Genomic DNA, 26,912 nt, shown 5'->3' on the forward strand with positions numbered 1-26,912 from the left:
AGAAAGAAGTGATATGAAATGAATAATAATTTAAACAACCAAAATCCAGTAGAATTTTTTTCAGCAGAAAGAATAAAAATAGAAATTGATGGACAGCAGATACTTTGGAGAGATATGAGTCTAGAAATTGATTCAAAGATAGGGGAACATACAATTGGGAGAATAAAATATATTGGTTCGGTAAATCAGTTAAGTTTATACGATGCTCTGATAGACAGAAAAGGGGATAAAGAAATAAAAATACTAGGAAGAAGTAATATTGCTGATAATACTGGAAATTCAACAGAAAAAATATTTCTAAATGGAGTAATAAATGAGTTGCAAATAAACGAAACAACAGCAGGAGCTTTGACAGTGGAAATTACTGCAATTTCAAAAAGTGTTCTTTTGGATAGAATACCGAGATACCGTTCGTTTCAAGATCCAACATTAACTTATTCAGCGATAGCGGAGGAAATAAATGGAAATTATGGTACAAATGATGGAAAAATTGTAAATGTTGGTGAAGATATGCAGGCAGTACCTAGAATGACAATCCAGTATAACGAAACAGACTGGGAATATTTGAAAAGAATAGCATCGTATACGGGACAGCCAGTAATGGCATACTCAGATAAGGTATTTGTAGGATTTTTCAAGAATATGCCAGCACAGACACCAAACTTAAAGTATTCTCAATTTGGGAAAAGAACAAAAGAAGAGAGAACATATTTTAAAATAACAGGAACAGAAGTATATCCAGTAGCAACACCAATAAAATTAAAGACCAGAAACAGAGTATCAGGAGAAGAAGTAGAAAATGATTACTATGTTCTTGAAAATAAAATTTATAACGAAGGAAATACGTTAAAATGTGAATATATACTTGGAAAACAGACAGACTATTTTGTAGATCCAATACCGCATGAAAAGATAAGAGGAGCAGTAATAGAAGCGAGAACAGTACATATTGCAAGAACAGATGAAAGCAAGAGTGAGCATGGAAGAACTGATGGGAGTTCGGATAATCTTGAGGGCAGAACGATTGGAGCAAAACCGCTTAATAAATATATAGAAAAAACTGAAAATAATCAGAATGAAAATACAAAAGAAAAAGTCAAGACAAAAGATATTGCAGTTATGACATTAAATTTAACGGAAGGATTGTTAAAATTAGGAGAAAATGGGCAGTCATTTGAGGATAAATATGCTGGGAAAAGTTATTTTCCTTATATAACTCCATATAGTCAAAGTAATACAGGATTTACGCCAGCACCAGAAGTAAATGACAGAGTGGCACTTTATTTTCCAAACGGGAACGAAACACATGCAATAGTTTTAGGAGCGGTTAATAATGATGGAAATGGAAGGTTTACAGATGTGGCTAACAGGAATTATCACGTGGGAGATTCGGATTTTAATATGGTACTTGCGACTAATAGTTTGTCAACAAGTGCGGCAAGTTCGATTTCACAGACTGCTAGCAGTATATCGGAAAGTGCAGACAGTATTTCAGAGAGTGCTGGGAATATAAGTAATAATGCGAAAAGTTATACAGAAATAGTGGAAGGAAGTAAAACTCTTGTAGCAGGAAATATTTCTCAAACTTCACAAGGAAATACAAGCATACAGTCAAATGGGGATACTGAAGTAAATTCGAATGGCTTTTCTGTAGTAAATGGCGGAAGTAATGTGTTGATTAATGGATAGGAGGAGTTATGGAGAATACAATTTATATGGATAAGTACGAATTTGAGTTAAAAAAAGAATTTAGAGATAAATTTAATCGAATAAATAATAAACTTTTTGAATATGCTTCAGAAGTATATTTAGCAAATTTAAAAGATGACAGTGAAAAAAATGATAATTTCGAATTATTTCATCTTTTGGAAGAAAATATAGAGGTAAAAAGAAATAGTGAAAATATTGAATATCCAGATATTTTTATGTTTGAAATATTTAGTTCATTAATCCTTTATTTAGATAAGGAAAGTTTTTATTGTAAGGCGATAAATAAGGATAATATCTTATATAGATTTGGAATTATAGAAGAAGCATGTAAAAATAAATATCGCTTAAAACAAGAACTTAAAGAAATTAGAGAAGTTTTAGAAAAGGAAGATGATACCCAATTTTTTGCAGGAATAAACGAATCTGCATTAGTAAAATGTTTATTTGGAAATCCATATTTTAGAAATGAAGAATTTTCAAGAATAGAAAGAGGATTTTACTTGAATGGGTTTATAAATAATCTTAGTATTCCTGTAAAAATAAAGGAAAAAATAGAAAATGGTAATATTGAAATTATTGGTGAAATAGATACCTTGATAATGAATGAATCTAATTTTATTGAAAAAATTAAACTAGAATACGGAATTGATATAGAAGATTATGAGTTTTCATATAAATTAAATTTGAGAAAATCGAGAGAAAAAATAAAAACTATAGAAATTCAAATAAATTTAAAATTAGGAAAACGGTATGAAATTAATGAAAGAATTATGATTATTTAAAAATAGAAAATTAATTTATTAGGAGAACAGTTATGAAAAAAGAAAACATAGATAAAATTTATATTCCACAATCAGAAGGAATACCTGATATCAATAGTTATGAAGGATTAAATAAACACTATTTAAAAGTTTCGGAAAGTTTAAGTGAAATACATAAAAAAGAAGAAGAGGAAGCACAAAATCAACATAAACAAATTCTTGAACTTGCAGGTAGAAAAAGAATAACAGGAGAAGAACCAAGTACACTTGTATGTGATGGAGCTACTCTGATTTGTCCTCTGGCAGAATTTAATACTAGATTACTTCAAATGGGTGATGATGCTGTAGCTGTAAAGGAAAAATCAGCAATGGTAGAATTTAAAGTTCACAGAAAAAGCGGATATCTTATGGGAAAAGATCCAATTGGCACAATAAATGATAATTTGCCTGAAAATTTTAATTTACTTATGGAAATTAAGTGTTCTTTAACAGGAGATGTATGTAAAATCAATGAATATGGGGGTGAATGGACAAATTATTCTAAGAATTTTTTTGTGAATGGATATAATGCTTTAATAAAGACTTCGTCATTAAAGTGTAATATAGAAGAGGTAACCAAAAAATGTTTTATAAAAGATAAAGAACCTTTGTTAGATATAGTATATAATGGACAAAATCCAGAAATAAAAGATGCCTTTTTAGGAAGTCTCTTTTCGCCTTCAGATAGAAATTTCATAAGAAGTGTGGTAATTGTAGCAACTGTAGTGATAATAACCAAAAATATTGGAGCAGTCGTAACTGAGGGAAGATTATTGTTTTTGTATAATCAAGGGTATGCAGCAACAGGCTCTACATTAGGAGGAGTATTATACACGGAATTACAAACAGGGATAGGAGCAAAAACATTTGCTCTTGCTGAATCTACAAAATCTTTATTTGAAAATTCTGATGGAGGCATAATGCTAATTAAAAAAGCAAAAAGTATAGTAGGGGAACCAGGAATACAGATGTATGGTTTTGCTAAAGAAACTGTAGGGAATATAGAAACTGCTGGCTTTATAAGTAAAGGAATCTTTGAAGCGGATATGTTTTTGAAAAATAAAAAACTTGATAAAGAAATTAGTCAAAATAATATAAAATTAAAAAATTTAGAAAGAATTGAAAATAAGACATTTGAAGATGCTATAGTTCAAATTGAAAAATATAAAATAAATAAAAATAATGATGAATTAAGTAATAAAAAATTTAAAAACTTTACATTTATTTCAGATAGAGTTGAAGATATTGAAAAAAAAATAAATAACGATCCTAAAAATAGTGTAAAAAAAATAGTTATAAAAGAAATAAAAACTAGTATTCCTTCTGACTGGCTAAGCTACCGTTCACAGATAGAATATTCAAAACAACCATTTTTTACAGATATAGAAATAAAAGGAGTTAAATAAAATGTTAAAAAAAACAATAATACTATTAGTATTATCATTAGCAACAATAAGTTGTGAAAAACCTGAACCCCAAGAAAAAACTTATACAGTAGTATTAAATAAAGAAGAATATGAAAAAAGAGTTGCTGAAATAGAAAATGAAATTAATAATAAAAACTATAAAAAAGCTGAAGAAATGCTACTGGAAATAGCCAAATATAATAAAGCGGCATATGTAAAAATAGCGACTATGTACTATGAGGCAGGAAAAACAGATGAAAGTGAAAAATGGTTTAAAATAGCATACGATGAAGGAAATAAAGAAGTAGCAGGAAATCTAGGAGAATTTTATTATGAAAAAAAAGAATATGAAAAAGCAGAACAATATTACAGAGAATATATTAAATTAGGAAATTTAGAAGGATATAGGAATTTAGGATATATGCTTGAAGAATTAGGGAAAACAGAGGAAGCGATAAAACTTTACACTGAAGGGGCTAAGGTAAGGAATGCAGATTCGATATACTCTCTAGTAAGAATATATTATTTAAAAAATGATATGCAAAATATGAATTATTGGAAGAATAGATTATTAAATGATACTGAAGTTATTAATCTTAACTCTAATATAGAGAAATATTTGAATTATTTGAATGGAAATGAAAACGAAAGAAAAATAGCAGATTTGTATATGAAATCAGCACAAAATATGATAATGAAAAATTTTTTTGAAGCTGAAAAGGAACAAAAGAAAATGGTAGAATATTCTCAAGATGAATTAGTAACTTTGGCACGATTTTATGATGTATTTGGTGATAAATCTGTTGGGGAAAAATTATTTAAAGAAGCGTATGATAAAGGATTGAAAGATTCTATTTATTACATGGGAGTTATCGAATTTGAGAAAGGGAATACTGGAAAAGCGAAGGAATATTTTAAAGAATCAGCAATAAAGGAAAATAGGGCTGAGGCACAGACAGAATATGCGGATAAGTTGAAGGAAGAAGGAAATATTGAAGAAGCGGTTAAATGGTATAAAAAGGCTGCTGAACAAAATGAAGCAAGAGCATTGATAAAATTATGTTCCTATTATTTGGACAAACGTGATGTTGAAAAAGCTAATGAAATGGTAAGAAGATTAAAAACAACAAAGGGATTAAAAAATTATACTTTAGAGTACAAAAAATTTGCACATGAATATAAGGAAATGAAAGAATAAAAAATTTTTTAAAATAACAAATTAAAATTATATTTGAAATAAGGATGGAGAGAATGAAAATAAATAATTATATCTACACTGATTCAGAAATAATAAAAAATAATGAAGATATATTGAATACAAATGAAAATACAGGATATTATGAAATATCTATAAAAGATGAGAATTCATTATTGATTTTGAAAAAAGTTGATGAGAAAGCAGAGGAAAATATTCCAGATAATAATTTTAATATTTCTTTTTATAATAAACTTAAAGAATATTTTAATCCATTGGAAATAATACTGGAAGATAAAAAGTTTTATGTAGTAAATAAAGATGTTTTTTTAAAAAAGTTAAATGAAAAAACCTTTGATTATTTTAGAAAGTATCCAGCTAAAGCTGAAGCTGTTAATAAAATACTTTTTGCAATGAAAGAAAGTTTAAAATATGAAAATCTTGAACAGGAAATGGAAGAAACCAGTATATTTCCCTATCTATTTAAAATAGATGAAATAAAAGATATTGGAAATAAGACAATTGAATCTAAAACTCCTGAAATTTATTCAGGTTACAACGTACCTACGCTAAAGACTTATGTTACTAAAAAAGTCCATAGAAAGAAAATAAAAATTAATTTTGAAGAAAGGTTAGATGAAAGCAAAAGTTCACCTGAACAGATTAAAAGCGGATTTAAACAAATATTGGAACTTCCTGAAACAGAACCCTTTGATTTTGATTTTTTTATAAAGGGATACTATATTTATAATACTGAAACAGAAACTGTTGAAAAGATGGAAGTGGATAAGGAAATTAAATTTTATAATGTAGCTACTTCGACAAAAAGGGTGCTGGAATTGGAAGGATTTGATGAAAATGAGAAAGATGAGGGAAGAACGTATGATGAGGCTGTTGGAGAATTGTTTGAATATTTAGATAAGTTGGGACGCAAAAAAGAAATTGATAGACAGGAATTTGAAAATTTTGTGGACGAGATAGCGTTTTCAGAAAAGCCTAAAATTTTTAAGACTTTAAAATGGTATATAGAAACGAATAAGATAGGATTCCTGGAACTCATAGAAGGGGAAAGAGATAGGATATATATTTCAATGAAGGATGTGCTGAAAGTTTTTGAAGAGATATTTGAGATTTAATTTTTAAATGAAGGGATTTGAGGAGATAGTAAGGGGGTTATTGTATAAAAATTTGAATTGATGAAGAAAGGAAAAAATGAAAATGAGATTATTTTATGAAGATGAATTGAGAAGAAAGTCGTATAACGAGATGTACCAGATTGCTGTAGAGGAAAAACTTGTGGATATATATTTGGAGAATCCTACCAGGGAGGAATTGATAAATATTTTGTTAAAATTTAGAGGGGCAAGGCCAGATTACAGTATTAATAAATATAATGAAAATGGGCTTCCTATGGTTCAAGCTTTGTTTGATGACAAGTTAAGCGTTAGGATTCACCACGAAAATGAGATAAAGATACCGCACAAGATAATTTTGTATAAGGATTTGAATTTGACAAGGGAAGATAACTATAAAATAATTATTCCTGATAAAATTGGGAATGCAAATGTTTTTTTGGTAAATGCAAATAATTATGTTTGTGGAATATTTAATCTTGAGAAGGATCTTGAAAAAAATGATGAATACTATTTGACATGTAAGACAGAGTTTTTAAGGGTAGAAAAGTTAAGAAATAATAAATTTTCATTTTTATTTTTTAAGTCAGATGACTTGAAATATATCTATAAATTTTATAATACAAAAAAAGATGATGCTTTGCCAACATATCCGTACAAATTAAATTATTATAAAGTTGATATTGAAAATTTTGAAGTAAGGGAACTGGAAGAAACAAGTACAGTTTTATGTATAGATTTTGGAACTTCTAATACTGCGCTAGGAGCATATTTAGATACCAATTATGTAAGGGATTTACCGACAAATGATATACTGAACGGGAATATAAAAATAAATGAGATAAACTATGTAAAATTTAATGATGGAGAAAGAAGATACAGGGAAATATTGCCGACAATAGCCTATGTTGATGATTGCAGTGATGAGAATAATATAAAGTATTCTTTTGGCTATGATGTAGTTAAAAAACTTGAAATGAATGATTACATTGTAAACGGCTCTCTTTTTTACGGATTAAAGAAATGGGTGCATGATCATGATGAAGTAGAGAAAATAAATGATGAATTTGGAAATATAAGATTTGTGGAAAGAAAAGAAATTATAAAGGCATATTTGAAATACATTGTAAGAAGAGCCGAATATATGTTCAAGTGTAAATTTAAAAAAATACATGCTTCCAGTCCGGTAAGGCTAAAGGAGCAGTTTTTGAATATGTTTCAGGAAATATTTTCTATTGATGTGAAAAATAAGGATGGAAAAGTAACTGGCAAGAGGTATGAATATGAAATAATAACGGACAATGCTATGGATGAAGCGATAGCTGTGCTATACAATACAATAGAAAATCAGATAAAAAAAGGAAAATATATACAAGGGGAAGAATACAGTGCGTTAATTATAGACTGTGGAGGAGGAACAACAGATCTTGCGGCTTGTAAATATGTGATTGACAATGGAAAAATTTCGTATAAACTTGATATAAAGACAAGTTTTGAAAATGGGGATGAAAATTTTGGGGGAAATAATTTAACATACCGATTAATGCAGTATTTGAAAGTGGTACTTGCGGAGAAATATTCAGAAAATAATGAAATATCAGTTAATGACTTAATCCCATATGATAATGATATGATTTATAAAGTTATAGATGAATACGGAATAGAAGAAATATTTGAAAATTTAGACAGGGAATATGAAAAAAGTGAAAAAATAATTCCTACAAAATATTCGAAATTTGAAAATAAAATGAGTGAATCGTATAGAAAAATAAAGAATAACTTTTATATGTTATGGGAAGCTGCCGAAAATATGAAAAAAGAATTTTTTACATCTGACGGAAGGCTAAGAACAAGATTTGACATTCCTAAAATTATGGAAAGAGAAAAGGATTTACATATAACAGAATTGAAAACATGGAATATTCATATAATGGAAAATGATAAATTTAAAACAATAAATAAATTTCCTGATGAAATTTTTACTATAAAGGAAATAGAAAAAATATTAAAATCGGATATTTATTCAATGCTTAGAAAATTCTTGAATACCTATTACAAGGAAGGTATGTTATTTGAATATTCATTAATCAAGTTAAGTGGACAATCTACAAAAATAAGTACATTTCAGGAAGTTCTAAAGGAATTTGTGCCTGGAAAAATGATAGAGTATAAGGAACTTAGCCACAGGGATGATTATGAATTAAAATTAAATTGTCTTGACGGAGCGATAAAATACTTGGATTATAAGAGATTTGGACATATGGATGTAAATATAGAAAATGAAGTGCCGTTAGTACCGTATTCTGTATATGCTGAAAGATATGATGGAGAAAAAGTTGAAATGCTTAAAACTTCAAGAAAAGCCAATATACTTGTAAGTCATATAGATAAGTCCAGTTCCGCAATGGAGCTAAAATTATATGTTCACAATGCAGAAGACGAGCTGAAAAAAGAGGTGATTTATAAAAATGTTGATGAATATGAAGAAAAGGATGCGGAAGAAATATTGCCAAGTTATGCGGGAATATTCACTCAGAACGAAACAGATAATATTGAAAACAATGTGGTAAGATTTTTCGTATATACTGATATGAACAATTGGGGATTTTATGTAGTGCCAGTGCAAAGACATGGAGATCAGCTGTATTTAGGGAAAAAACAATATTTCCCTTATGAAGATAATCTTAATGAAATTTCATATTTTGATGGGGAACATTAATACTATTATTTTGTAAATAGAAAATCAGCAAAGTTTAAAAAGAGGGGGTAAAATTCAAAAAATTATATTTTGAAAAGAATAATTAAATATAAAAAGGAGGATACTTTGATAATAAATAAAAAAGATAATATAATTTGGTTACTACCTTGTATTTTAATTTTTGTAATTTTATTAATGGTTGGAATGTGTACTCCGAGAATAAATGAAAAATATATGGTAGATACTACTAAAAGAGAAACTTTAGAGATATTTACTAAAATGAAAGGTAAAGTTGAAGCTAAAGATTTTGTGTCCATAGGACTCGATGTTCAGCTACAAGTTGATGATGTTTTTTTTAAGGAAGGTGCTAGGATAAAAAAGGGGGATATTTTAGTTAAATTCAGTGATTACAAAGAAAGAGATTTAAATTCAAAAATGCAGGAGCTTAAACAAAATCTAGCTGTTAAAAATTCGCAACTAAGATTTTTGAAAAATCAATATGGTGAAGGAGCAGATACTACAAATGATATAAATAACCTTACTGGAGAAATTAAAGCATTGGAAGGAGAATTGATAAAATTAAACAATGAAAGTGGATTAGTACGAAGAGCTATAATAAGTCCAATTGATGGCTATATTGTAAAAATAAATGCTTTAAAAGGACAATATGCTGATTCGTTGACTCCAGTGGTAGTTTTAGCAAAAATACAGGATGTCAAGATTGTCAGTGAACCTGTAAGAGAAAATCAGCTACAATATGTTAATGTAGGAAATACAGCAAATATTAGTGTAATAAACAATAATAATTCATATGAAGCCATTTTGTATAAAATAAATAATATAGGTATAGAAAATTTGAAAACATTGGAATTTTTAACTTCAGATTTTAAAGATTTAAGTTTAAATCAGGAAGTAAATATAAGGCTGATTCATCAGAAGAAGGAAAACGTAATAACTGTACCATTAAATGCTGTAATTAAACGAAAATCTAAAAATGGAAAAATTGATAAATATTATATTTATTTGATAGATAAAAATAATAAAGTTACTGAAAAAGAAGTTCTAGTTGGTATGAATAATGGAGAGAAAATAGAAATTTCTGGTGAAAATATAAAAGAGGGAATGGAAATAGTAGTAAATCCTAATGATAAAATAAAAAATAATGTAATTGTGAAAAGAATAGACTATAAGCAAATAAAGATAAATAAAGAAAAAGAGCTTGAAAAATTACAAAGAGAAAATGAACAAAAGAAAAAAGATATAGAGAAAAATGAAGCTGAGATAATAAGGTTGAAAAGAAATGAAAAAAAATAATGTTTTAAAAATAGCAGGATATTCAATTGTTTTAATTTTATTTGCATTCTTTATAGGAAAAATTAGTCAAAATGAATATGAAGATGAGGATGATAAAAAGATTTTGGAAATAGAGCAAATTTTAAAGAATAGAGAAGAAAAAAATAATGTAAAAACAAATATTTCTTCTCAAAATGAAAATTTAGAAACATTAATAATAATGGATACAAATTCACAAGCACAAGAAGATATAAAAATGGAAGCTACAGAAAATTACAACACCCCTCAAAATATCCCAAAGGTATTAACAAATAAAAATAACAACAACAAAAATTATTCTGTGAATAAATTAAATATTTCCAAACAAGAAATTACACCAAATTATGAAAGTAATGATAATTATATTTCGGAAAATACAAATGAACTTTTCTGGCCTGTACTATCAACTGAAATAACAAGTAAATATGGAAAAAGAGTACATCCTATATCAAATAAAGAAAAAATTCATAATGGAATTGATATTAAAGCGGTAACAGGAGCTGCCGTAATGTCGTCAGTAGATGGAACAGTAACTTATGCTGGAAGGAATGGAGGATATGGTAATTTCATTGAAGTGAGAAGAAGAGATGGATTAACTGTGAGATACGCTCATTTAAATAAAATAAACACAGCTGTAGGAAATAACGTGAAAATGGGAGATAAAATAGGAGAGGTAGGAAGTACGGGAGTAAGTACAGGTTCCCATCTTCATTTTGAAGTTTTAAAAGATGGAAACTCAGTTAATCCGATGGATTTTGAATATAGATAAATTAGAAAAATAAAATAGGAGTATTGTTGACAAATTTAGTAATAGATTGAATTACAACTCTTTTAAAATATAAACTTTGAATGTTTCTGATAACAACACAGGCTCAATGATACTAGACGGCTTTAATTAGGAAGGCGGAAAAGTAATCAGAAGCATTGGAAAAGTGGAAGTTATCTCATAAACTGTGCCTAAAATCTTGGATATAGGATAAAAGGCACAGTTTTTTTTTTTTTTTGAACTATATTGATGTTTTTAAATAAGTTAGTACAATTCTTAAAATGATTGAAACTCCTAAATTTAAAATATTGTATGTGTTCTATCATTAACATTTTTTAACATTATAATCAACTGTTCTTTAAATTTTTTTAAATTAGTAATATTTAAATAGTTATGTCTGCTAAATATTTTAATTTTTCTGTTTCTTGTTAGATTTTTTTATTCAATTTCACTGCAAACACTTGAAATAATGTTGAAAAGTTTTTGAATTTATAATCTTTGCTCTCTTATAATTTTTATTTTAACATCTTTTTACTTCTCTACATAATATTATATTTATTTTCCTGTTTGTTTGTCATATTTTCAAAAAAGTATTGCACTTTAGAAAATTATATGTTAAAATTTTTGTGTGTACAAATATATGAAAATGAAAGGAAACTATGAAAAAAACAGAAATAAGAGGTGGGAAAAAGTGAGAACTAAACCTATTGGAAGTGGTAGAAAAGCAACGGGATTAGTAAGAAATAAAGCATTATCTTTAAGGTTGACAGAAGATGAACGTAAAGAGATTTATGAAATTTTAAATTTAGTTGGAAAAGGTAGAATAAATAGTTTATTATACATTTTAAGAGATTTTGAAAAAAGAACAAAAAATTTAAAATAGTTATACAATTTTTAATATTATCTAAAAATAAATTATCTGGAGGCAAATAAATTGAAATCGAATGTTGAAAAAAAGGTAGAAGAATTAATAAAAACGTGTCAAACAAAAAATATATATTATTTTTATGATATATTTAACATTAAAATTTTATATTGTAATTTTAAAGATAAAAAAAAAGGGAAATATTTTTGTATATAAAGGAATTTTTTTTGTTTCTTTAAATGTAAATTTACCTATTAACGAGAAAAAGAATGTTTTAATACATGAACTTGGACATTATATTTTACATCGAAATATTTTATTAAATCGAAAAATGTAATAGATTTAGAAAGAAGATGGAAGCGGAAGCAAATTACTTTGCTAAATATTTCATTGAATATAAATTAAAAAAATGAAAGGATAAATAAATGAGAACAAGGAAAAAAGGAAAAAAATGGTATTTTAGTTTCGATATCTATGTTAACGGTAAACGAAAAATTATAGAAAAAGTAGGTGGCTTAACTAAAAAAGAAGCTATTGAAAACGGGTTAAAGATTCAAGAAAAATTTTTTAACTCTAATAAGTTATTTGAATTGAAAACAATAGAAGATTTAATCAATGACTATGTTCAAAATTATATAAATCTTTTTTTAAAAGATAGTACAAAAAAAATAAGAATGTATTATTTTAATATTGTTAAAGATGAAATAGGAAAAGTAAAACTTGAAAAAATGAATAAAAAATTTTTTCAAAGTTATATTCTAAAAAAAACTGATCCAAGTAATTTTAAAAAATTTTTAAATTCTATGTTTAACTATGCTGTAGAAATGGAACTTATAACTAAAAATCCTGTTATAAATATTAAAATTCCAAAACCTAAAAAAAGACAATTTGATTTAATTACAGAAAATGATATTAAAATTATACAAAAAATGGATATACGAGAAATTACAAAAGATTTAATTTCTTTTATTTATTTAACAGGTACCAGAATTTCTGAAGCTTTAGGATTGAAATGGAGTGATATTGACTTTAACAATATGACCATTTCTATACGAAGAACAATAAACAAAAATAAAAGAAATACATTTGATACTCCAAAAACAACTACTTCAGAAAGAACTATTTTATTTAATAATATTATTGAAAAAATTTTTATGAACAGAAAAAAAGATATAGAAATTTTGAAAAAAAAATCAGAAGGTTATTACAACACTGATTTAATATTTGCTAACGGCAAAGGAAATACTTTTATGATTTCTGATTTCAACAAGGAAAAGTACAAAATAAAAACACGGCTAAACAAAAATTTTACATTCCATGCTTTAAGACATGCTCATACAACTTTATTAATAGAGAATGGAATAGATGTAAAAACTATTCAAGAAAGATTAGGACATGCAGATATTACTACAACTCTTAAAATCTATACACATACAACTGAAAAAATGAGGAAAACTGTTATTCCAGTTTTAGATAATTTATTAAAATAAATTATTTTCCAACATTTTTAAAAATGATGGAAAATTTGATGGAAAAACCACTTTTTCTAAAAATACTCTTATATAGAACTTTCATTCAAACCTTTATTTATCGATGGTGCGAATGATGGGACTTGAACCCATACGGCTAAAAGCCACTACCCCCTCAAGATAGCGTGTCTACCAATTCCACCACACTCGCATTTATAATCTACATTTATTATACACAGAAAAGCTGTAATTGTCAAATGAAACTGCTTGGTTATTTTAATTTTTAGATAAGTTTTTAAATAACAAATAGATTTGTAAATAAAGAAATAAGTTAAAATATGATAAAGAATAATTTGAGCAGGAAAACAGAATATCTAATTAAAAAAATAGATTCCTTAGGTCGAATTAATATTGTAATTTATGATTTATAAATTTTTGTTGACATTTTTGAAAAAAGTGCTATGATAAAAGTATATAAAGGGATTTTTAAAAATTCTGAATTTTAAATGAGGAGGACAGCTATGATGAACGAAAAATTGGAAAAAATGAGAAATGGAAAAGGATTTATTGCAGCATTGGATCAAAGTGGAGGAAGTACTCCGAAAGCATTGAAATTGTATGGAATTGATGAAAATGAATATTCAAATGATGCAGAGATGTTTGATTTGATTCATAAAATGAGAACTAGAATTATAAAGAGTCCAGCTTTTAACGATACAAAAATTTTAGGTGCTATTTTATTTGAGCAAACTATGGATAGAAAAATCGATGGAAAATATACAGCGGATTTCTTGTGGGAAGAAAAAGGAGTTTTACCATTCTTAAAAGTTGACAAAGGACTTGAAGAATTGGAAGATGGGGTTCAAACAATGAAACCAATGCCAGAATTGGATGAGCTTTTGAAAAGGGCAAACGAAAGACATATTTTTGGAACAAAAATGCGTTCTGTTATAAAAAAGGCATCGCAAACAGGAATTGAAAAAGTAGTAAATCAGCAATTTGAAGTTGCAAATAAGATTATTGCGGCAGGACTTGTTCCAATAATTGAACCAGAAGTAGATATTCACAATGTTGATAAAGCAGAATGTGAAACAATATTAAAAAATGAAATTAAAAAGCATCTTGATAAATTGCCTGAAACTTCAAATGTTATGTTAAAAGTAACATTGCCAACAGTTGAAAACTTTTATGAAGATTTGACAAGACATCCAAGAGTTGTAAGAGTAGTAGCATTATCAGGAGGTTACCCAAGAGAAAAAGCAAATGAAATTCTTTCAAAAAATAAAGGAATAATCGCAAGTTTCTCAAGAGCGTTAACTGAAGGATTGTCAGCACAGCAAAGTGATGAAGAATTCAACAAAGCTTTGGAAGCAACAATTGAAGAAATCTATGAGGCTTCTGTAAAATAATTTTGCATAAAAAATAAATTGAATATAAGAACTGGCTTGTTTTAAGGAAGATGAGTCAGTTTTTATTTTTGGAAATTGTATTGCTAAAATATTGTAAAAATTATATAATAAAGTTGATTTATTTAAATTAAATTTATTCTTTGTAATCAGTAATTAAGTTATTTTTTAAGTTATTTCTTTTATTTTTATGTTTTTTTATCTCTTTAAAGCAAGGGAAATCAATCGCCATTTCCCTTTATTTCGCAATAACAGTTATTTTAATATATTTAAATAATGACATATTAAAGAGAATAGCGAAAGTGCTATGCACTATCCCTGGCTCGTCTAAGCATTTTTTTGAAATATTCCCAAATTTTATTTGGGAAAATAGTCTAAACATTTATTATTTGGGTAAACCTGGATTACTATGAAATTGAAACTCGCTTTTTAATCAAAGTTATTATCAACTCTTAAACTGATTATAACTTAAAAGTTTTGAAAAAGCTCAGACAGTCAATTTCATTCCAAAAAAATCACGACAATTTTAGTTTAATTATAACAGGTAATTTTATTAAAATAAAAATTAATCCTATTTTTTCTTTAACAAAATAAACTGTTTTAATTTTAATAAACCGACGGAGCTTTTATTTGTTCAACTACGACTGTTTGACGACTGGAAGGAGGAGTTTCGGAGTTGGGCAAATAAAAGTCGTAGTCTAGCCATAGGTTGCAGGATTTGCGGCAATGAGCAATCCTGCGAAAATATAAAGAGAAGGAACAAATAAAAATAGTAAAAACTGTTATTAACAAACAACTTTAAAAAAATTTAGACAATAACTTAATTGAATGTTTAGGAATAAATTTATATAATTCAGTAAAAAGAAAGGAAAAATTATGATTTTTTTAGATAAGGCTATTTTATACTTAACGCAAAATATTGAAAAACCACGTGAAATAATTGAAGAAGAACTTGAATTTGTAATAAAGCAAAGTATTTTGAACTATTTAGTGAATGAAAAAGGGATAGATATTAGTGAACTTTCTGATTTGAATGTGACACTTGTTATAGATTTTGAAGATGATTTGACTAACAATCGAAAAAAAATGGTTGTGGAAGAATACATGTTTGAAGTAAATCATAAAAATAATCCACTGGTTCGTACTTTTAGACTTGGAACTGACAATGAGCATTATGTCCAAAGTGATTTAAAGGAACTGGAAAATGAAATTGATATGTTTGAAAACGGAATTGGAGTTTCAAAAAATAAAGGGGAATAATCCCCCTTTTTTATTGTACATATACTCCAAAATCTTTATTGTCCACTAGAATTTCAATATTCTTCTTTTTGTTTAACTCTGGATAAATTTCTGTCAAGAACCATTTTATAAGTTCTTCATCCCGCTCCACTTTTGTATCATTATTCACAAATACACTTAAGGCTATTTCATCAAAATACTCCTGAGCAAGTTCTATATCTCGTAAAATCATTTCTTTTGTCTGCCCTTTTATACAAATCATAAAAAGTCCCATCTTATATTCTTTTTTTATTTTTTCCAAAACTTTATCATTTGTAATAAAATTTTTGGTAAGCACTTTTGTTCTAAATTCATTATCAAAAGTTTCCATTCCAATAGCAAACCGTACTTCCTGCTCATTAAAATATTCCCTAATTTCATTAAGCCTGTTTATATACCCAAAATACGCTTCAAAATACAATATTTTTATATTTTTCTCACGACATACTTCCTTAATTTTAGAAAGCGTAAAATCGTTCAGTTCAAAAACAGATCCAGAATTTATAACCTGTAAAACTCCTGTTTCTCCAGTAATCTGATTAATCGCCTCCAAATTTACTCTGTTCATTTCCTCTTCATCATCTGTATTGTCCAAAATATAATTACAAAATGCACATTTTCCGTATGCACAGCTGAATCCTTTTAAAAGCACTATTTCTCTAGGATTTTTTTCTTTTATTACACTATATCTTATCATCTTTATTCCTTTTCATTAATCTTCACTTACTTTTCCGTTATTTTTCCAAATTGTCGCAATATATACAAACGGTGTATCCAATAATGCAATTACTACTTTTAGGAAATAAGTTGAAAATATAATTACAATTATTTCTTTCATTGAATAAACTCCTAAAAATGCCATAAACGAGAATACTATATTATCAAGTATTTGACTTAACATTGTGCTTGCATTATTTCTAATCCAAATATCTTTAAAGTCTGGACGCAATTTTCTGATTGCCTGATAAGACCAGATGTCAAATGCCTGTGAAGCCGCAAATCCAGTTACGCTCGCAACTGCTAATCTCGGCATAAACCCAAATACTTGACTTAAAGCCCCTTGCATAGTGTCAGACGGCGCTACCTGTATTTTTAAGACAATTTGCATAATAAAAGTTGTAAACAGCATTGAGGCAAATCCTAGTGAAACCACTTTTCTAGCATACTTCTTCCCTTCATTTTCAGAAAGAATATCTGATGCTAAATAAATCCCGCCGAATGCAATATTTCCCATTGTCGTATCCACACCAAACAAGGTCATCATCTTCCCAACCTGAATATTTGCAATAACTATTGAAAGCGGTACAATTGAAAGCAGTCCTGCCTTTCCCCAAAATCTATAAGCCAAGATAACTGCTGTAAAATTAAGCAGCAAGTAGCCTAACCACATTAATTCATTTACTCCAAACTGAAAGTTTCTAAAAAATTCCAAAATTTTTCCTCCTCATAATTTTTATTTTTTATTTAATTAAATTTTTCCCTAATTTTTTAGGCAAATAAAAAACACACACTATCCTTTTGAATAATATGTGTTTCCAAAAGGTTTTTTTTAGAGATGGATTTTCCCAAACATCTGAATTAATTTTAATTTATTATTTAACAAGCATAACTGTAGGAACACTAGGCACTCTAAATCCTTCTGAATGTCCAGGTGTTGAATTTCCTAACCAGTCATATATAAACTTAATCTGATCATCATAATGTCTTATACATTTATGAGATTCTGGATAAGTTCCTATTTTTTTAGCTGTCTCAGCTTTTCTTTGCTCTCTTGTATTTTTAGGTTCAAATAATGATGGAATACTGTGCATATAACCTCCACCACTAAATCTTACGGCATTTTTTGCATCCCCTACAACTGCCTTGTTATCTGAACCTGTGTACTGCATTACAGGTTTAGAGTAAGCAATTAGGAAAGTTCCATAAGGTGTGGCAAATGAATTTCCAGCGTCTTTTCCAGTAGTTACAAATGAAGAAGTTACTACATTCCAGTTATCTCCTGCTTTTTCTATAACCATTTCATTCTGACTTGCTCTGTCAACATAGATAAATCTTGTTATTTCACCAGTAATTCCAGCATCTTTCAAATATCTTTTTGTAGAAGGTTTTAAGTAATAAGTACCGTTATCATAAGCATCTATTTTAACTTTTACATATTTATCATTTTCTTCTTCCACAATCATAATAGTTCTATCTGGAATATTTATATAATCCTTAAAACTTTTATCTGTATAACCAAATTCACTTTGATTAGCACGATTTCCAAATTTATCTCTTTTACCTGATTCCCCTCCTCCAAGCGGAACATAATCATCTAAGACATATATTTTTTTATTGGCACTAACTGCTTCTTTTATAAACTTATTTGTCTTCTCAACTTTTGCCATCATGTCATTCCAGTCAAATTCTCTTTTTTCAACAGCTGATTTTGGAATATAACCTATTTGATTATCAAAAAATACTTCATACCATTCATCTGATTTATTTCCAGTATTACTTTTAACAATTCCTGTCGTTCTGTATTTATGAGAGTATGCTGCCGATTTTATGACTTTGGCATTAGAATTTGGTTCTTTTCTTATACTTGCCGCCATTTTTACGAATACAAACTCATCCATTTCCCTTGGAGAATGTTTATCATATTGAAAATTAAATGTCAAATTTTTTGGTCTGCTGGAAGAAAATTTCTTAATATATGTATAAGAGCCTTTTACGGTTTCACTGTTATTGTTTTTCTTATCTCCTTCAGGATTGCTCGTGCTTTTTTTTTTCGTTCTGCATCAATAGTTTGGTTATCAGTTGTTACTGGTGTCTCTTCAGGTTTTGTTTCTACAGCTGGAGTTTCTGTAACAGGAGCTTCCGCAACAGGTTCAGCAGGTTTTTGATCCTTTGCCACAGGTTGAGATGCGGCATTTTTCTTAGGATATTCAGCTATAAACGTCTTTATGAAAGTATCAAACTTTGTTTCAAAATCTGCTCTGTTTATAGTCTTTTCAATAGGTTTCCCCTTAACAAATTTTGCCTTGTCGTTGAAGATATATGGAATAAACGTGAGGTGTATATTGTTTCCGTCTTCTGCATATTCAACGTCTATCTTATCCTTAATTCCGTCTCCATCTAAATCTGGCTCTAGTGTAATCTGCTTCCATTCAATTTCCTTTTTAGCCTTTTTAGCTGAAAAACCATTAACAGAAACCATCGAAAGCATTATTAATGCCATTATTAAAAATTTAGATTTTTGTAATTTTACTTTTTTCATCATACTTTTTCTCCTTATTTTTTATTTTAAAATCAAAAACTGGTACTCAAACTCATATCTAATCAAGAATTCCCAAAAAAATCCTTTTATAAAACAACTGCTATTACAGGCTCTTCAGGTATCGTGTTATCCCTATCCTTGATTTTACTGTCTGCATTTATCCATCCAACAATAAACTCAATCTGATCATCAAAGTGTCTTACACATTTATGGGAATCTTTATATGTTCCTATTTTCTGAGCGGTTCCTGTATTTAATGTAGATCCTTTGAAATTAAGTCCTACAGGAATCCCGTGCATATAACCTCCACCGCTGAATCTTACTGCATATTTGGCGCTTCCTCCGATAGTCAGGTCAGATCTTCCGGGAAGCGTTTTATCTCCTGCTCTTGCATGTCTTGTAAAAGTCATGTAGGGTCTTGTGAAAGCTATTAAGAATGCCCCGTGCGGTGTTTCATAGGAACCCCATCCGTCTTTTCCGGTAGTTACATACGAATATGTTACGACTTCATATTTTTCAGTTTCAGGATTTCTTTGGAAAAGCACTTCAGTCTGGCTATGTGGATCAATTGCTATAAATTTATTAACTTTCTCTTTTATATTCTCAGCCTTTTGATATGTACCTTCTGTTTTTTCAATGAAATAAGGTCCTCCATAAAACGGTGTTTCAATTTTTAGCATATTATTTTCTTCGCCGATTATTTTAAAGATTGTCTGATCGGGAATATTTATTATTTCGCCTTCCTTATTTGCCTTTGTGTATCCTATGATGCTCTGATTGTTCTTGTTGCCAAATCTATCCTTTTTGCTAGGTTTATCACGTGACAGAGGCTTGTATTCTGTAATAATATATAAATCTTCTTTTGCCTTTAGCGCAGTGTCGATAAAATTGTTTACAATTTCAATTCTATTAATCATTTTATTCCAGTAAAAACCTCTTTCTGAGACATTGTCTTCACTACCTGCGATAAATCCTTTGATAGTTGTTGGATTTTCTGCTATTACTTTACCATTTTTATCTTTTTTTTCTTTTCTAGTTACATTAGTATCGCCTTTTTTTGTAAATTCTGTGAAATACCATTTTGTATTTGAATTTGCCACGTCTGATACCATATCAAACAATATTTCAGGCTTTTCACTGAATCCTAGATGTGCCACGGCATTTCCGTATGGCGCTTCCAGCAAGCTTGCCGAGTTTTTTATGAATAAAAAGTTATTTGTATTTTCTGGAGCATGATTATTAAATTTTACTTTATCAAAAATTATATCGTTATTTTTATTATCCCCATAAATTGTAATATATCTAGTTTCGTTAGGCTGAATATTTTTAGAATATTCAGGATAATATTCTTTGACTTTGTCAAACATTTTTTGCATTGCCTGAAGTTCCATAATACTAAACTTTTTATCAAAAGTTACCTGATATGTCAGCATATCCTTTCCGCCTTGATTTGTGTATATTGAAATTACAGCTCCTATTGCATTGTTCACTGAATTATACGTTACAACAACTTTTTCATTTATTCCGTCATTGTTAAAGTCGTAATCAAATACTTCATTTTCATGCCCTTCAACAGAAATGTTTTCAGAATACTCCTTGGGCAGGTTCAATGGTTTGGCGTTTATGTTAAGTCCTACAACGGTATTAAATAATGCAACTATTCCAATTTTTCGCCATTTTTTTGCTTTCAGTTTTTCCTTTCCAGCTTCAATAAGATTATCCAGCTTTTTTGTCACAATTTCCCCTCCTGTTCATCGTTCTCTTTTTATAATGTTTCAATTTACAAGCCAATAAGTTACTTGCCTTTCTCATCTTTTTTTCTCCATCCTTTTTATTATCGTTATAAGCAGAAAAAATCATCTTCAAAATTTGAAATTCATTGCCATATTATACCACAATATCTATAAAAATGTAAAACATAAATTAAATTTTGCTTTTACTTTCTAATAAAATTTTTATTTTACAGCAAGAATTCGCTAAAATTATTCTCTTAGAACTAAATAAATTATAGATTTTTATAAAAATTTACATTCTTTGAGCTTAATTTCTAAAACTTGTTTCCTTACTTGCAAAATTGTGGAAATTCTGCCTTTAACACTTCATAAAGTCTTTCCAGCATTTTCTCCAGATATTTCGTTGGCACAGCCAGATTTACCCTCTCAAATCCATCTCCAGCTTTCCCAAACGTATATCCTTCGCTGAAAAATATTTTTGATTTTTTATTCATAAATTCCTTGAGTTCTGTATTTTTAAGCCCCAACGCCCGAAAATCTAGCCATTGCAAATAAGTTCCTTGAATTAGCGGTGCCTTCAAATCTACAAATCTTTCTTCAAAAAATTTATTTACCAATTTCTGATTTTTATCAATTAACAGCAAAAATTCATCCAGCCATTCTTCTGATTCTGTATAAGCCAGTTCACATGCCTTATATGATAATGTTGAAAAAACATGCATCGACATTTTTTCCATCTCTGCCTTAAATTTTTTACGTAGTTTCTCATTTTTGATAATTATATTTGAGATTCCTGCTCCAGCTAGATTAAAACTCTTTGTAGGGGCGGTACACGTTATTGTAATTTCAGCAAGTTCCTCTGATAAAGTCTGAAAGACTGTATGTTTATGACCAGCCATGACAATATCAGAATGAATCTCATCAGAAATCACAATCAAATCATTCTCAACTGCAATTTTTCCAATTTTTTCCAAATCTTCCCTGCTCCACACAATCCCAAGCGGATTATGAGGACTGCACAAAAGCAATATTTTATTATTTTTATCTTTTGCAAACTCTTCAAATTTTTCAAAATCAATAGAATACTTGACTTCACCATTCTCATTTTTACTCTCAACTAATCCACAATCCACCAATTTTCTATTATTTGAAGTAATCGAACTATAAAACGGAAAATAAACAGGAGTAAACGTAATCACGCCTTCATTTTCCTTCGCAAAAGCCTTAATCGCAACATATATAGCTGAAACCACGCCAGGAGTACACAAAATCCAGTCTTTTTCTACCTTAAAACCGTACCTTCTCTCCATCCAGCCTATAACAGCCTCATAATATTTCGGATAAGTCCCCGAATACCCCAAAACCGCTTCATCAATATATTTTTTCATTCCTTCCGTTATCTCAGGAGCAATCTTTAACTCCATATCCGCCACAGAAAACGGAACAATATCATCTTCCAGCTCTGGAAGCACTTCATACATCTGCTCCCATTTGTACGATCCTTGCCCTTTTCTGCTTAGGATTGTTTCAAAATCATATTTTTTTGACATTTTTTAAACCTCTCGCATTTTATTTATCTTTTATATCTTCATTTGAATTTTTCTCTAAATTTTCTAAATCCAATAATCTGTTCATTGTTTCTGTTTCTAATTCACTAACTGAATATTCTTTTAATATATCTGGATATTCTTTTAGCACGTGCAATACTTCTGAATAATATTGTTTTGCGACTTTAATATTTTTATTTTCCTCATAGTAGTTTCCAACATTAAATAATGCTAACGGATTTGATTTTTCTGCAGCTTTTAAATAAAATTTTATAGCTTCTTTCTCATTTCCTTCTTTACTATAGATGTTAGCAAGATTATTCATAGCTGTTGTATGTCCTCTCTCAACTGCTTTCGCATACCATTTTTTAGAATCTTCCATTCTTCCTTGTTCAGATGCAAAAAGCCCTAACTCATACATTGCCACAACATGATCTTTTTCTGCAGCTTTTTTTAACCACATGTCGACTTCTTTTGTATATTCACCAGTTTCTGAATAGATTGATAAAGCATAATTATACATAAACTTACTATCGCCAAACTCACATCCTTTTAAAATATACTCTTTATATTTTCCCTTATTTCCCTTCTTTTTATTTAATATTGCTAAATTATAATAACATTCGTTTATTCCGTATTCTTTAATTAATATTAATAGATACTTTTCGGCATTATTAAAATCTCCATTTGTTAAATAAATATTTGCTTGACTGTTATAAACATTTATTAATTTTTTAATAGCACTTTCTCTAAGATGTGGGACTTTTTCTATCACTTCCTGAAAATACTTCTCAGCTTTTTCAAAATTCTCAATTTCATAATAAACATGTCCTAAATTATATTTTGCTTCTAAAAACCCTAACCTTTCAGATTCTAAATACCATTTCTCAGCCATTTTATAATCTTTTTTATGAAAATAAAGGTTTCCTAAGCTAAAAAAATCTTCTCCTCTTTTAGCTTCATCTCTTTCAATTAACTCTCTAAACTTTTCTATATTTTCTGTTGTTTGATAAAGATTAAATAATTTATCCTTTGAATCAGGACTTCCATTTTCCAAAGCAATTTTATAATATTTTTCAGAATTTTCAAAATCACCTTCAACAAAATATGCATCACCTAAACAATTTGGAGCATACTTATCATCTTTCTTATTTTTTAATATTGTAAAATTTATTTCTTTTACTTTGTCATAATTATCTTGAAACATGTAATAATTTGACATGTAGGCTAATACATCGTAATCTTCCTTATCATCAAGCTTATTGTACCATTCCAGCATTTTCTCTTCATTATTCTGTTTTGCATAAAATATAGCTAAACTTTTTTGTGCTACTTTTTCTCCCTGATTTGCAGCCTTTAAACAATATTTTTCATATAGTTTTTCATCTTTTCCCATGTAAAAAGTAGATAACATCGTTGAAGCTGTTGGAACATAATCTTCTATTCGTTCAAAATACAATTTTGAAACTTCTGGATAAAATTCCCATGTATCCATTCCCAGCTTCATCATTTCATCAATTTGTTCTTTTGTTAAATTTTCTCCTGCCTTATCTATATGTTCTCTTGCAATCTTTAAATATTTTTCTTCTTCGTTATCCTTATTCCGAAATTTATCTATTATTTTTCCAAATATTCCCAATTATTTCACCATCCAGTTCTTGCACTATATAAGTGCAATTTCTATTCATGTTCCTTACAGCTCATCTCCTCAACCACAAGTTTAAACACACAAACTGCCTTCAGCATTTTCTCATCAAATTCCCAGTCTGTTTTTCCAGTATTATGTTTCATGAGTTCCAGCAACGCCTTCATTTTTTCCTGCGAATCTTCAATAATCTCAACTTTCCCATTTCCGATTACACTTTGAAATCTAGCGGTATAATTGCAGGCTTTATCACCTTTTGTGTAAATTTTGTGATTTGTGTCAAGCTCAAATCCTGCATGGCTGTTTTGTTTTATTATATCGAGTTTTCGTCCTGTTCTTGCACCGTGAAAATAAAATGTGTATTTCCCGTTTTCTTCAGTGAAGCCAAAATTTAATGGGACAATGTACACTTTTCCGTTATCATTTAAGCCAAGACGGCAACAGTCACAGGCTTTTATAATTTCTTTTATTTTTTCATTGTCTGTAATTTCTCTGTCCCGTCTTCGCATTTTTACTTTTGTATTTTCCATTTTTATGTTTTTCCATTCTATTATTTCTGTATATTAAATTTAAAATAATCCTGAAATTATCCCATTCTCATCAATATCAATCAACTCTGCCGCGGGCTTTCTCGGTAATCCCGGCATATCAATAATTTCTCCAGCCATTGCTACTAAGAATCCTGCTCCAGCTGATAGTCTTACTTCGTTGATTGTAATTGTGAAGCCTGTTGGTCTCCCTAGCAGATTTGGGTTATCTGACAATGATTTTTGTGTTTTTGAAATACATATTGGCAATTTGTCATAGCCGTTTTCTACGTATTTTTTAATATTGTTAAGTGCTTTTGGTGCAAAGTTCACTCCATCTGCTCCGTAAATTTCTTTTGCAATTTTTTCAATTTTTTCCTGAATTGACAAATTCAAATCATAAAGTGGAGTGTATTTTTTATCTGATTTTTCATTCTTTTCAATGGCGTTCATAACTTTTTCCACAAGCTCTTTTCCACCTTCTCCACCTTTTTCCCAGATTTCGCAGTTGGCAACTTCCACATCCATTTTTGCGCAGAAGTCTTTTATCACTTGAATTTCAGCGTCAGTATCAGTTATAAATTTGTTAATTGCCACAACAACTGGCAAATTGTACTTTTGCATGCTTTCAATATGTTTTTCAAGGTTTACAAGCCCTTTTGTCAATGTTTCAATATTTTCTGACTTCAAATCCTTGTCTCCGCCGTGATGCTTTAACGCACGAACTGTCGCAACGATTACAATAACATTTGGCTCCAAGTTCCCAAGCCTAGCTTTTATATCCAAAAATTTCTCAGCCCCCAAATCAGCCGCAAACCCAGCTTCTGTAACCACATAATCAGACAATTTCAATGCCATTTTTGTAGCCAGCAGGGAATTACATCCATGTGCAATATTCGCAAAAGGTCCACCGTGAATAAATACAGGCGTATTTTCCAAAGTCTGTACCAAGTTAGGCTTTATCGCATCTTTTAGTAATGCCGCTACTGCCCCTTGAATATTAAGCTGCTTAACTTTGAGCATTTCTCCTTTTCTGTTGTATGCAAAAACTATTTCGCCAATTCTTTCCTTCAAATCAGTAATAGAGTCAGCAAGACAGAAAATCGCCATAATTTCCGAAGCAACTGTTATCTGAAACGAATTTTCACGAGGCACGCCATTCACTTTTGGCCCAAGCCCAACGACAATGCTTCTTAGATTTCTGTCGTTCATATCAAGCACACGCTTGAAAGTAATATTATTCACATCAATATCAAGTTCATTTCCAAAATGTATATGATTGTCAATGCACGCAGAAATCAAGTTATGTGCAGCCGAAATTGCGTGAATATCCCCCGTAAAATGTAAATTTATCTCTTCCATAGGCACCACTTGCGACATTCCACCACCAGCAGCTCCACCTTTCATCCCAAACACAGGCCCCAAAGACGGCTCTCTAAGTGCAGCAATCGACTTATATCCAAACTTGTTCAACGCCTGAGTCAATCCAACAGTAACAGTAGACTTTCCTTCCCCCGGAGGCGTAGGAGTAACAGCCGTCATTAAAATCAATTTCCCATCTTTTTTCCCTGCATTTTTCTTCAATACTTCCAAACTAACCTTAGCCTTATACTTCCCGTACGGCTCAAAATCATCCTCTGTAAGTCCAATACTTTCTGCAATCTCACCAATTTTTTTCAATTTCGCATTTTGAGCAATTTCAATATCCGTCATCCTAACATCCTCCTGTATTTTTTATTATTTATATAAAAATCGAAAAAGTCATGTTAATTAAAAGACTTTTCCGATATTCATTTATAATTTGTTCAGTTTTTATAACTTTTTCTTCGTAAATTATATCAAAATCAAAAATTTTCAAATTGAGATAAAAACTTTATTGACATTTTTTAATTTTTATGATAATATTTTATTAGAATCTAAGAAGTTCATATTAGCCCTTAATTTCCGCAAGTAGGGCTATTTTTTTTACTATAAATTAAATAAACTAATAAAACAAAATTTACAATTCCTAAAATAGCATTAAATTTTTCAATCATTTTTATCACTTCCCTTTTATTATATAAAACATAGAGAGGGAAGTGAAAAGCCCTCTCCATTGATTATTTTGAGTTTCTTTTGTTAATAAAATAATCAATAGTTACGA

General features: G+C 29.1%; 22 protein-coding genes and 1 tRNA gene. 13 read left to right on the forward strand and 10 right to left on the reverse strand.

Annotated elements, in window-relative coordinates; all coding sequences use genetic code 11:
• Positions 1–18 precede the first annotated feature (18 nt).
• From FVE77_RS03800 to FVE77_RS03845, 11 genes are all read left to right on the forward strand, one after another.
• Positions 19–1,689 (forward strand): phage baseplate assembly protein V, encoded by a 1,671-nt coding sequence (locus tag FVE77_RS03800; protein ID WP_026746738.1) that lies wholly within the window; start codon positions 19–21, stop codon positions 1,687–1,689.
• 8 nt (positions 1,690–1,697) lie between these two features.
• On the forward strand, positions 1,698–2,492 hold the full coding sequence (locus tag FVE77_RS03805) for a hypothetical protein (protein ID WP_026746737.1): 795 nt from the start codon (positions 1,698–1,700) through the stop codon (positions 2,490–2,492).
• Positions 2,493–2,524: 32 nt separating this feature from the next.
• Positions 2,525–3,916 carry a PAAR-like protein gene (locus tag FVE77_RS03810; protein WP_026746736.1) on the forward strand — a complete coding sequence of 464 codons (1,392 nt, stop codon included), beginning with the start codon at positions 2,525–2,527 and terminating at the stop codon, positions 3,914–3,916.
• Between the two features lies 1 nt (position 3,917).
• Entirely contained in the window at positions 3,918–5,114 is a 1,197-nt protein-coding gene (locus tag FVE77_RS03815) for a tetratricopeptide repeat protein (protein ID WP_026746735.1), read from the forward strand.
• A 53-nt stretch (positions 5,115–5,167) separates the two neighbouring features.
• Positions 5,168–6,247 carry a hypothetical protein gene (locus tag FVE77_RS03820; protein WP_026746734.1) on the forward strand — a complete coding sequence of 360 codons (1,080 nt, stop codon included), beginning with the start codon at positions 5,168–5,170 and terminating at the stop codon, positions 6,245–6,247.
• A gap of 82 nt (positions 6,248–6,329) precedes the next feature.
• Complete coding sequence (locus tag FVE77_RS03825; protein ID WP_026746733.1) at positions 6,330–8,963, forward strand: acetate and sugar kinases/Hsc70/actin family protein; 2,634 nt, start codon at positions 6,330–6,332, stop codon at positions 8,961–8,963.
• 105 nt (positions 8,964–9,068) lie between these two features.
• Positions 9,069–10,256 (forward strand): efflux RND transporter periplasmic adaptor subunit, encoded by a 1,188-nt coding sequence (locus FVE77_RS03830; protein WP_232052955.1) that lies wholly within the window; start codon positions 9,069–9,071, stop codon positions 10,254–10,256.
• Positions 10,243–11,043 (forward strand): M23 family metallopeptidase, encoded by an 801-nt coding sequence (locus FVE77_RS03835; protein WP_051254507.1) that lies wholly within the window; start codon positions 10,243–10,245, stop codon positions 11,041–11,043. Before FVE77_RS03830 ends, FVE77_RS03835 begins: the two co-directional genes overlap by 14 nt.
• 688 nt (positions 11,044–11,731) lie before the next feature.
• Entirely contained in the window at positions 11,732–11,923 is a 192-nt protein-coding gene (locus tag FVE77_RS03840; protein ID WP_146967845.1) for a hypothetical protein, read from the forward strand.
• Positions 11,924–12,047: 124 nt separating this feature from the next.
• Entirely contained in the window at positions 12,048–12,242 is a 195-nt protein-coding gene (locus tag FVE77_RS13090) for an ImmA/IrrE family metallo-endopeptidase (RefSeq protein ID WP_408610398.1), read from the forward strand.
• Positions 12,243–12,330: 88 nt separating this feature from the next.
• Positions 12,331–13,395: a tyrosine-type recombinase/integrase gene (locus FVE77_RS03845; protein ID WP_026746730.1), complete on the forward strand. Its 1,065-nt coding sequence runs from the start codon at positions 12,331–12,333 to the stop codon at positions 13,393–13,395.
• A gap of 104 nt (positions 13,396–13,499) precedes the next feature.
• Here the strand turns inward: FVE77_RS03845 and FVE77_RS03850 are convergent.
• Positions 13,500–13,585: transfer RNA gene (locus FVE77_RS03850), tRNA-Leu, on the reverse strand.
• Positions 13,586–13,898: 313 nt separating this feature from the next.
• Here FVE77_RS03850 and FVE77_RS03855 point away from each other — a divergent pair.
• Positions 13,899–14,783 carry a fructose bisphosphate aldolase gene (locus tag FVE77_RS03855; RefSeq protein WP_026746729.1) on the forward strand — a complete coding sequence of 295 codons (885 nt, stop codon included), beginning with the start codon at positions 13,899–13,901 and terminating at the stop codon, positions 14,781–14,783.
• An 873-nt stretch (positions 14,784–15,656) separates the two neighbouring features.
• A complete protein-coding gene (locus FVE77_RS03860) occupies positions 15,657–16,040 on the forward strand; it encodes a hypothetical protein (RefSeq protein WP_006804821.1) in 384 nt (127 codons plus the stop codon).
• A gap of 10 nt (positions 16,041–16,050) precedes the next feature.
• Here FVE77_RS03860 and FVE77_RS03865 read toward each other — a convergent pair whose 3' ends face one another.
• From FVE77_RS03865 to FVE77_RS03900, 9 genes are all read right to left on the reverse strand, one after another.
• Positions 16,051–16,755 (reverse strand): radical SAM protein, encoded by a 705-nt coding sequence (locus FVE77_RS03865; protein ID WP_026746728.1) that lies wholly within the window; start codon positions 16,753–16,755, stop codon positions 16,051–16,053.
• A 15-nt stretch (positions 16,756–16,770) separates the two neighbouring features.
• The gene (locus FVE77_RS03870; protein WP_026746727.1) at positions 16,771–17,490 is read right to left on the reverse strand and encodes a queuosine precursor transporter; all 720 of its coding nucleotides are present in this window, start codon (positions 17,488–17,490) and stop codon (positions 16,771–16,773) included.
• Between the two features lie 160 nt (positions 17,491–17,650).
• Positions 17,651–18,718 carry a L,D-transpeptidase family protein gene (locus FVE77_RS12815; protein ID WP_232052957.1) on the reverse strand — a complete coding sequence of 356 codons (1,068 nt, stop codon included), beginning with the start codon at positions 18,716–18,718 and terminating at the stop codon, positions 17,651–17,653.
• Between the two features lie 50 nt (positions 18,719–18,768).
• Complete coding sequence (locus FVE77_RS12820) at positions 18,769–19,320, reverse strand: hypothetical protein (protein ID WP_232052958.1); 552 nt, start codon at positions 19,318–19,320, stop codon at positions 18,769–18,771.
• 83 nt (positions 19,321–19,403) lie between these two features.
• A complete protein-coding gene (locus FVE77_RS03880; protein WP_026746726.1) occupies positions 19,404–21,053 on the reverse strand; it encodes a L,D-transpeptidase in 1,650 nt (549 codons plus the stop codon).
• Between the two features lie 326 nt (positions 21,054–21,379).
• Positions 21,380–22,600 (reverse strand): MalY/PatB family protein, encoded by a 1,221-nt coding sequence (locus tag FVE77_RS03885; RefSeq protein WP_026746725.1) that lies wholly within the window; start codon positions 22,598–22,600, stop codon positions 21,380–21,382.
• A gap of 19 nt (positions 22,601–22,619) precedes the next feature.
• Entirely contained in the window at positions 22,620–24,236 is a 1,617-nt protein-coding gene (locus FVE77_RS03890; protein ID WP_026746724.1) for an SEL1-like repeat protein, read from the reverse strand.
• Between the two features lie 41 nt (positions 24,237–24,277).
• Complete coding sequence (locus FVE77_RS03895) at positions 24,278–24,772, reverse strand: pyridoxamine 5'-phosphate oxidase family protein (protein ID WP_051254506.1); 495 nt, start codon at positions 24,770–24,772, stop codon at positions 24,278–24,280.
• A 39-nt stretch (positions 24,773–24,811) separates the two neighbouring features.
• Positions 24,812–26,482: a formate--tetrahydrofolate ligase gene (locus tag FVE77_RS03900; protein WP_026746722.1), complete on the reverse strand. Its 1,671-nt coding sequence runs from the start codon at positions 26,480–26,482 to the stop codon at positions 24,812–24,814.
• Positions 26,483–26,912: the final 430 nt, after the last annotated feature.

Origin of the sequence: Leptotrichia hofstadii (genome assembly GCF_007990525.1) — a bacterium.
In the GTDB taxonomy this organism is placed as follows: domain Bacteria; phylum Fusobacteriota; class Fusobacteriia; order Fusobacteriales; family Leptotrichiaceae; genus Leptotrichia; species Leptotrichia hofstadii.

Excerpts from the sequence above, each read along its gene's own strand:
- FVE77_RS03845 (WP_026746730.1), top strand. The coding sequence starts at position 12,331 with ATGAGAACAAGGAAAAAAGGAAAAAAATGGTATTTTAGTTTCGATATC.
- FVE77_RS03860 (WP_006804821.1), top strand. The coding sequence starts at position 15,657 with ATGATTTTTTTAGATAAGGCTATTTTATACTTAACGCAAAATATTGAA.
- FVE77_RS03815 (WP_026746735.1), top strand. The coding sequence starts at position 3,918 with ATGTTAAAAAAAACAATAATACTATTAGTATTATCATTAGCAACAATA.
- FVE77_RS03855 (WP_026746729.1), top strand. The coding sequence starts at position 13,899 with ATGAACGAAAAATTGGAAAAAATGAGAAATGGAAAAGGATTTATTGCA.
- FVE77_RS03900 (WP_026746722.1), bottom strand. The coding sequence starts at position 26,482 with ATGACGGATATTGAAATTGCTCAAAATGCGAAATTGAAAAAAATTGGT.
- FVE77_RS03835 (WP_051254507.1), top strand. The coding sequence starts at position 10,243 with ATGAAAAAAAATAATGTTTTAAAAATAGCAGGATATTCAATTGTTTTA.
- FVE77_RS03825 (WP_026746733.1), top strand. The coding sequence starts at position 6,330 with ATGAGATTATTTTATGAAGATGAATTGAGAAGAAAGTCGTATAACGAG.
- FVE77_RS13090 (WP_408610398.1), top strand. The coding sequence starts at position 12,048 with ATGATATATTTAACATTAAAATTTTATATTGTAATTTTAAAGATAAAA.
- FVE77_RS03865 (WP_026746728.1), bottom strand. The coding sequence starts at position 16,755 with ATGATAAGATATAGTGTAATAAAAGAAAAAAATCCTAGAGAAATAGTG.
- FVE77_RS03805 (WP_026746737.1), top strand. The coding sequence starts at position 1,698 with ATGGAGAATACAATTTATATGGATAAGTACGAATTTGAGTTAAAAAAA.
- FVE77_RS03885 (WP_026746725.1), bottom strand. The coding sequence starts at position 22,600 with ATGTCAAAAAAATATGATTTTGAAACAATCCTAAGCAGAAAAGGGCAA.
- FVE77_RS03800 (WP_026746738.1), top strand. The coding sequence starts at position 19 with ATGAATAATAATTTAAACAACCAAAATCCAGTAGAATTTTTTTCAGCA.
- FVE77_RS03810 (WP_026746736.1), top strand. The coding sequence starts at position 2,525 with ATGAAAAAAGAAAACATAGATAAAATTTATATTCCACAATCAGAAGGA.
- FVE77_RS03820 (WP_026746734.1), top strand. The coding sequence starts at position 5,168 with ATGAAAATAAATAATTATATCTACACTGATTCAGAAATAATAAAAAAT.
- FVE77_RS03895 (WP_051254506.1), bottom strand. The coding sequence starts at position 24,772 with ATGGAAAATACAAAAGTAAAAATGCGAAGACGGGACAGAGAAATTACA.
- FVE77_RS12820 (WP_232052958.1), bottom strand. The coding sequence starts at position 19,320 with ATGATGAAAAAAGTAAAATTACAAAAATCTAAATTTTTAATAATGGCA.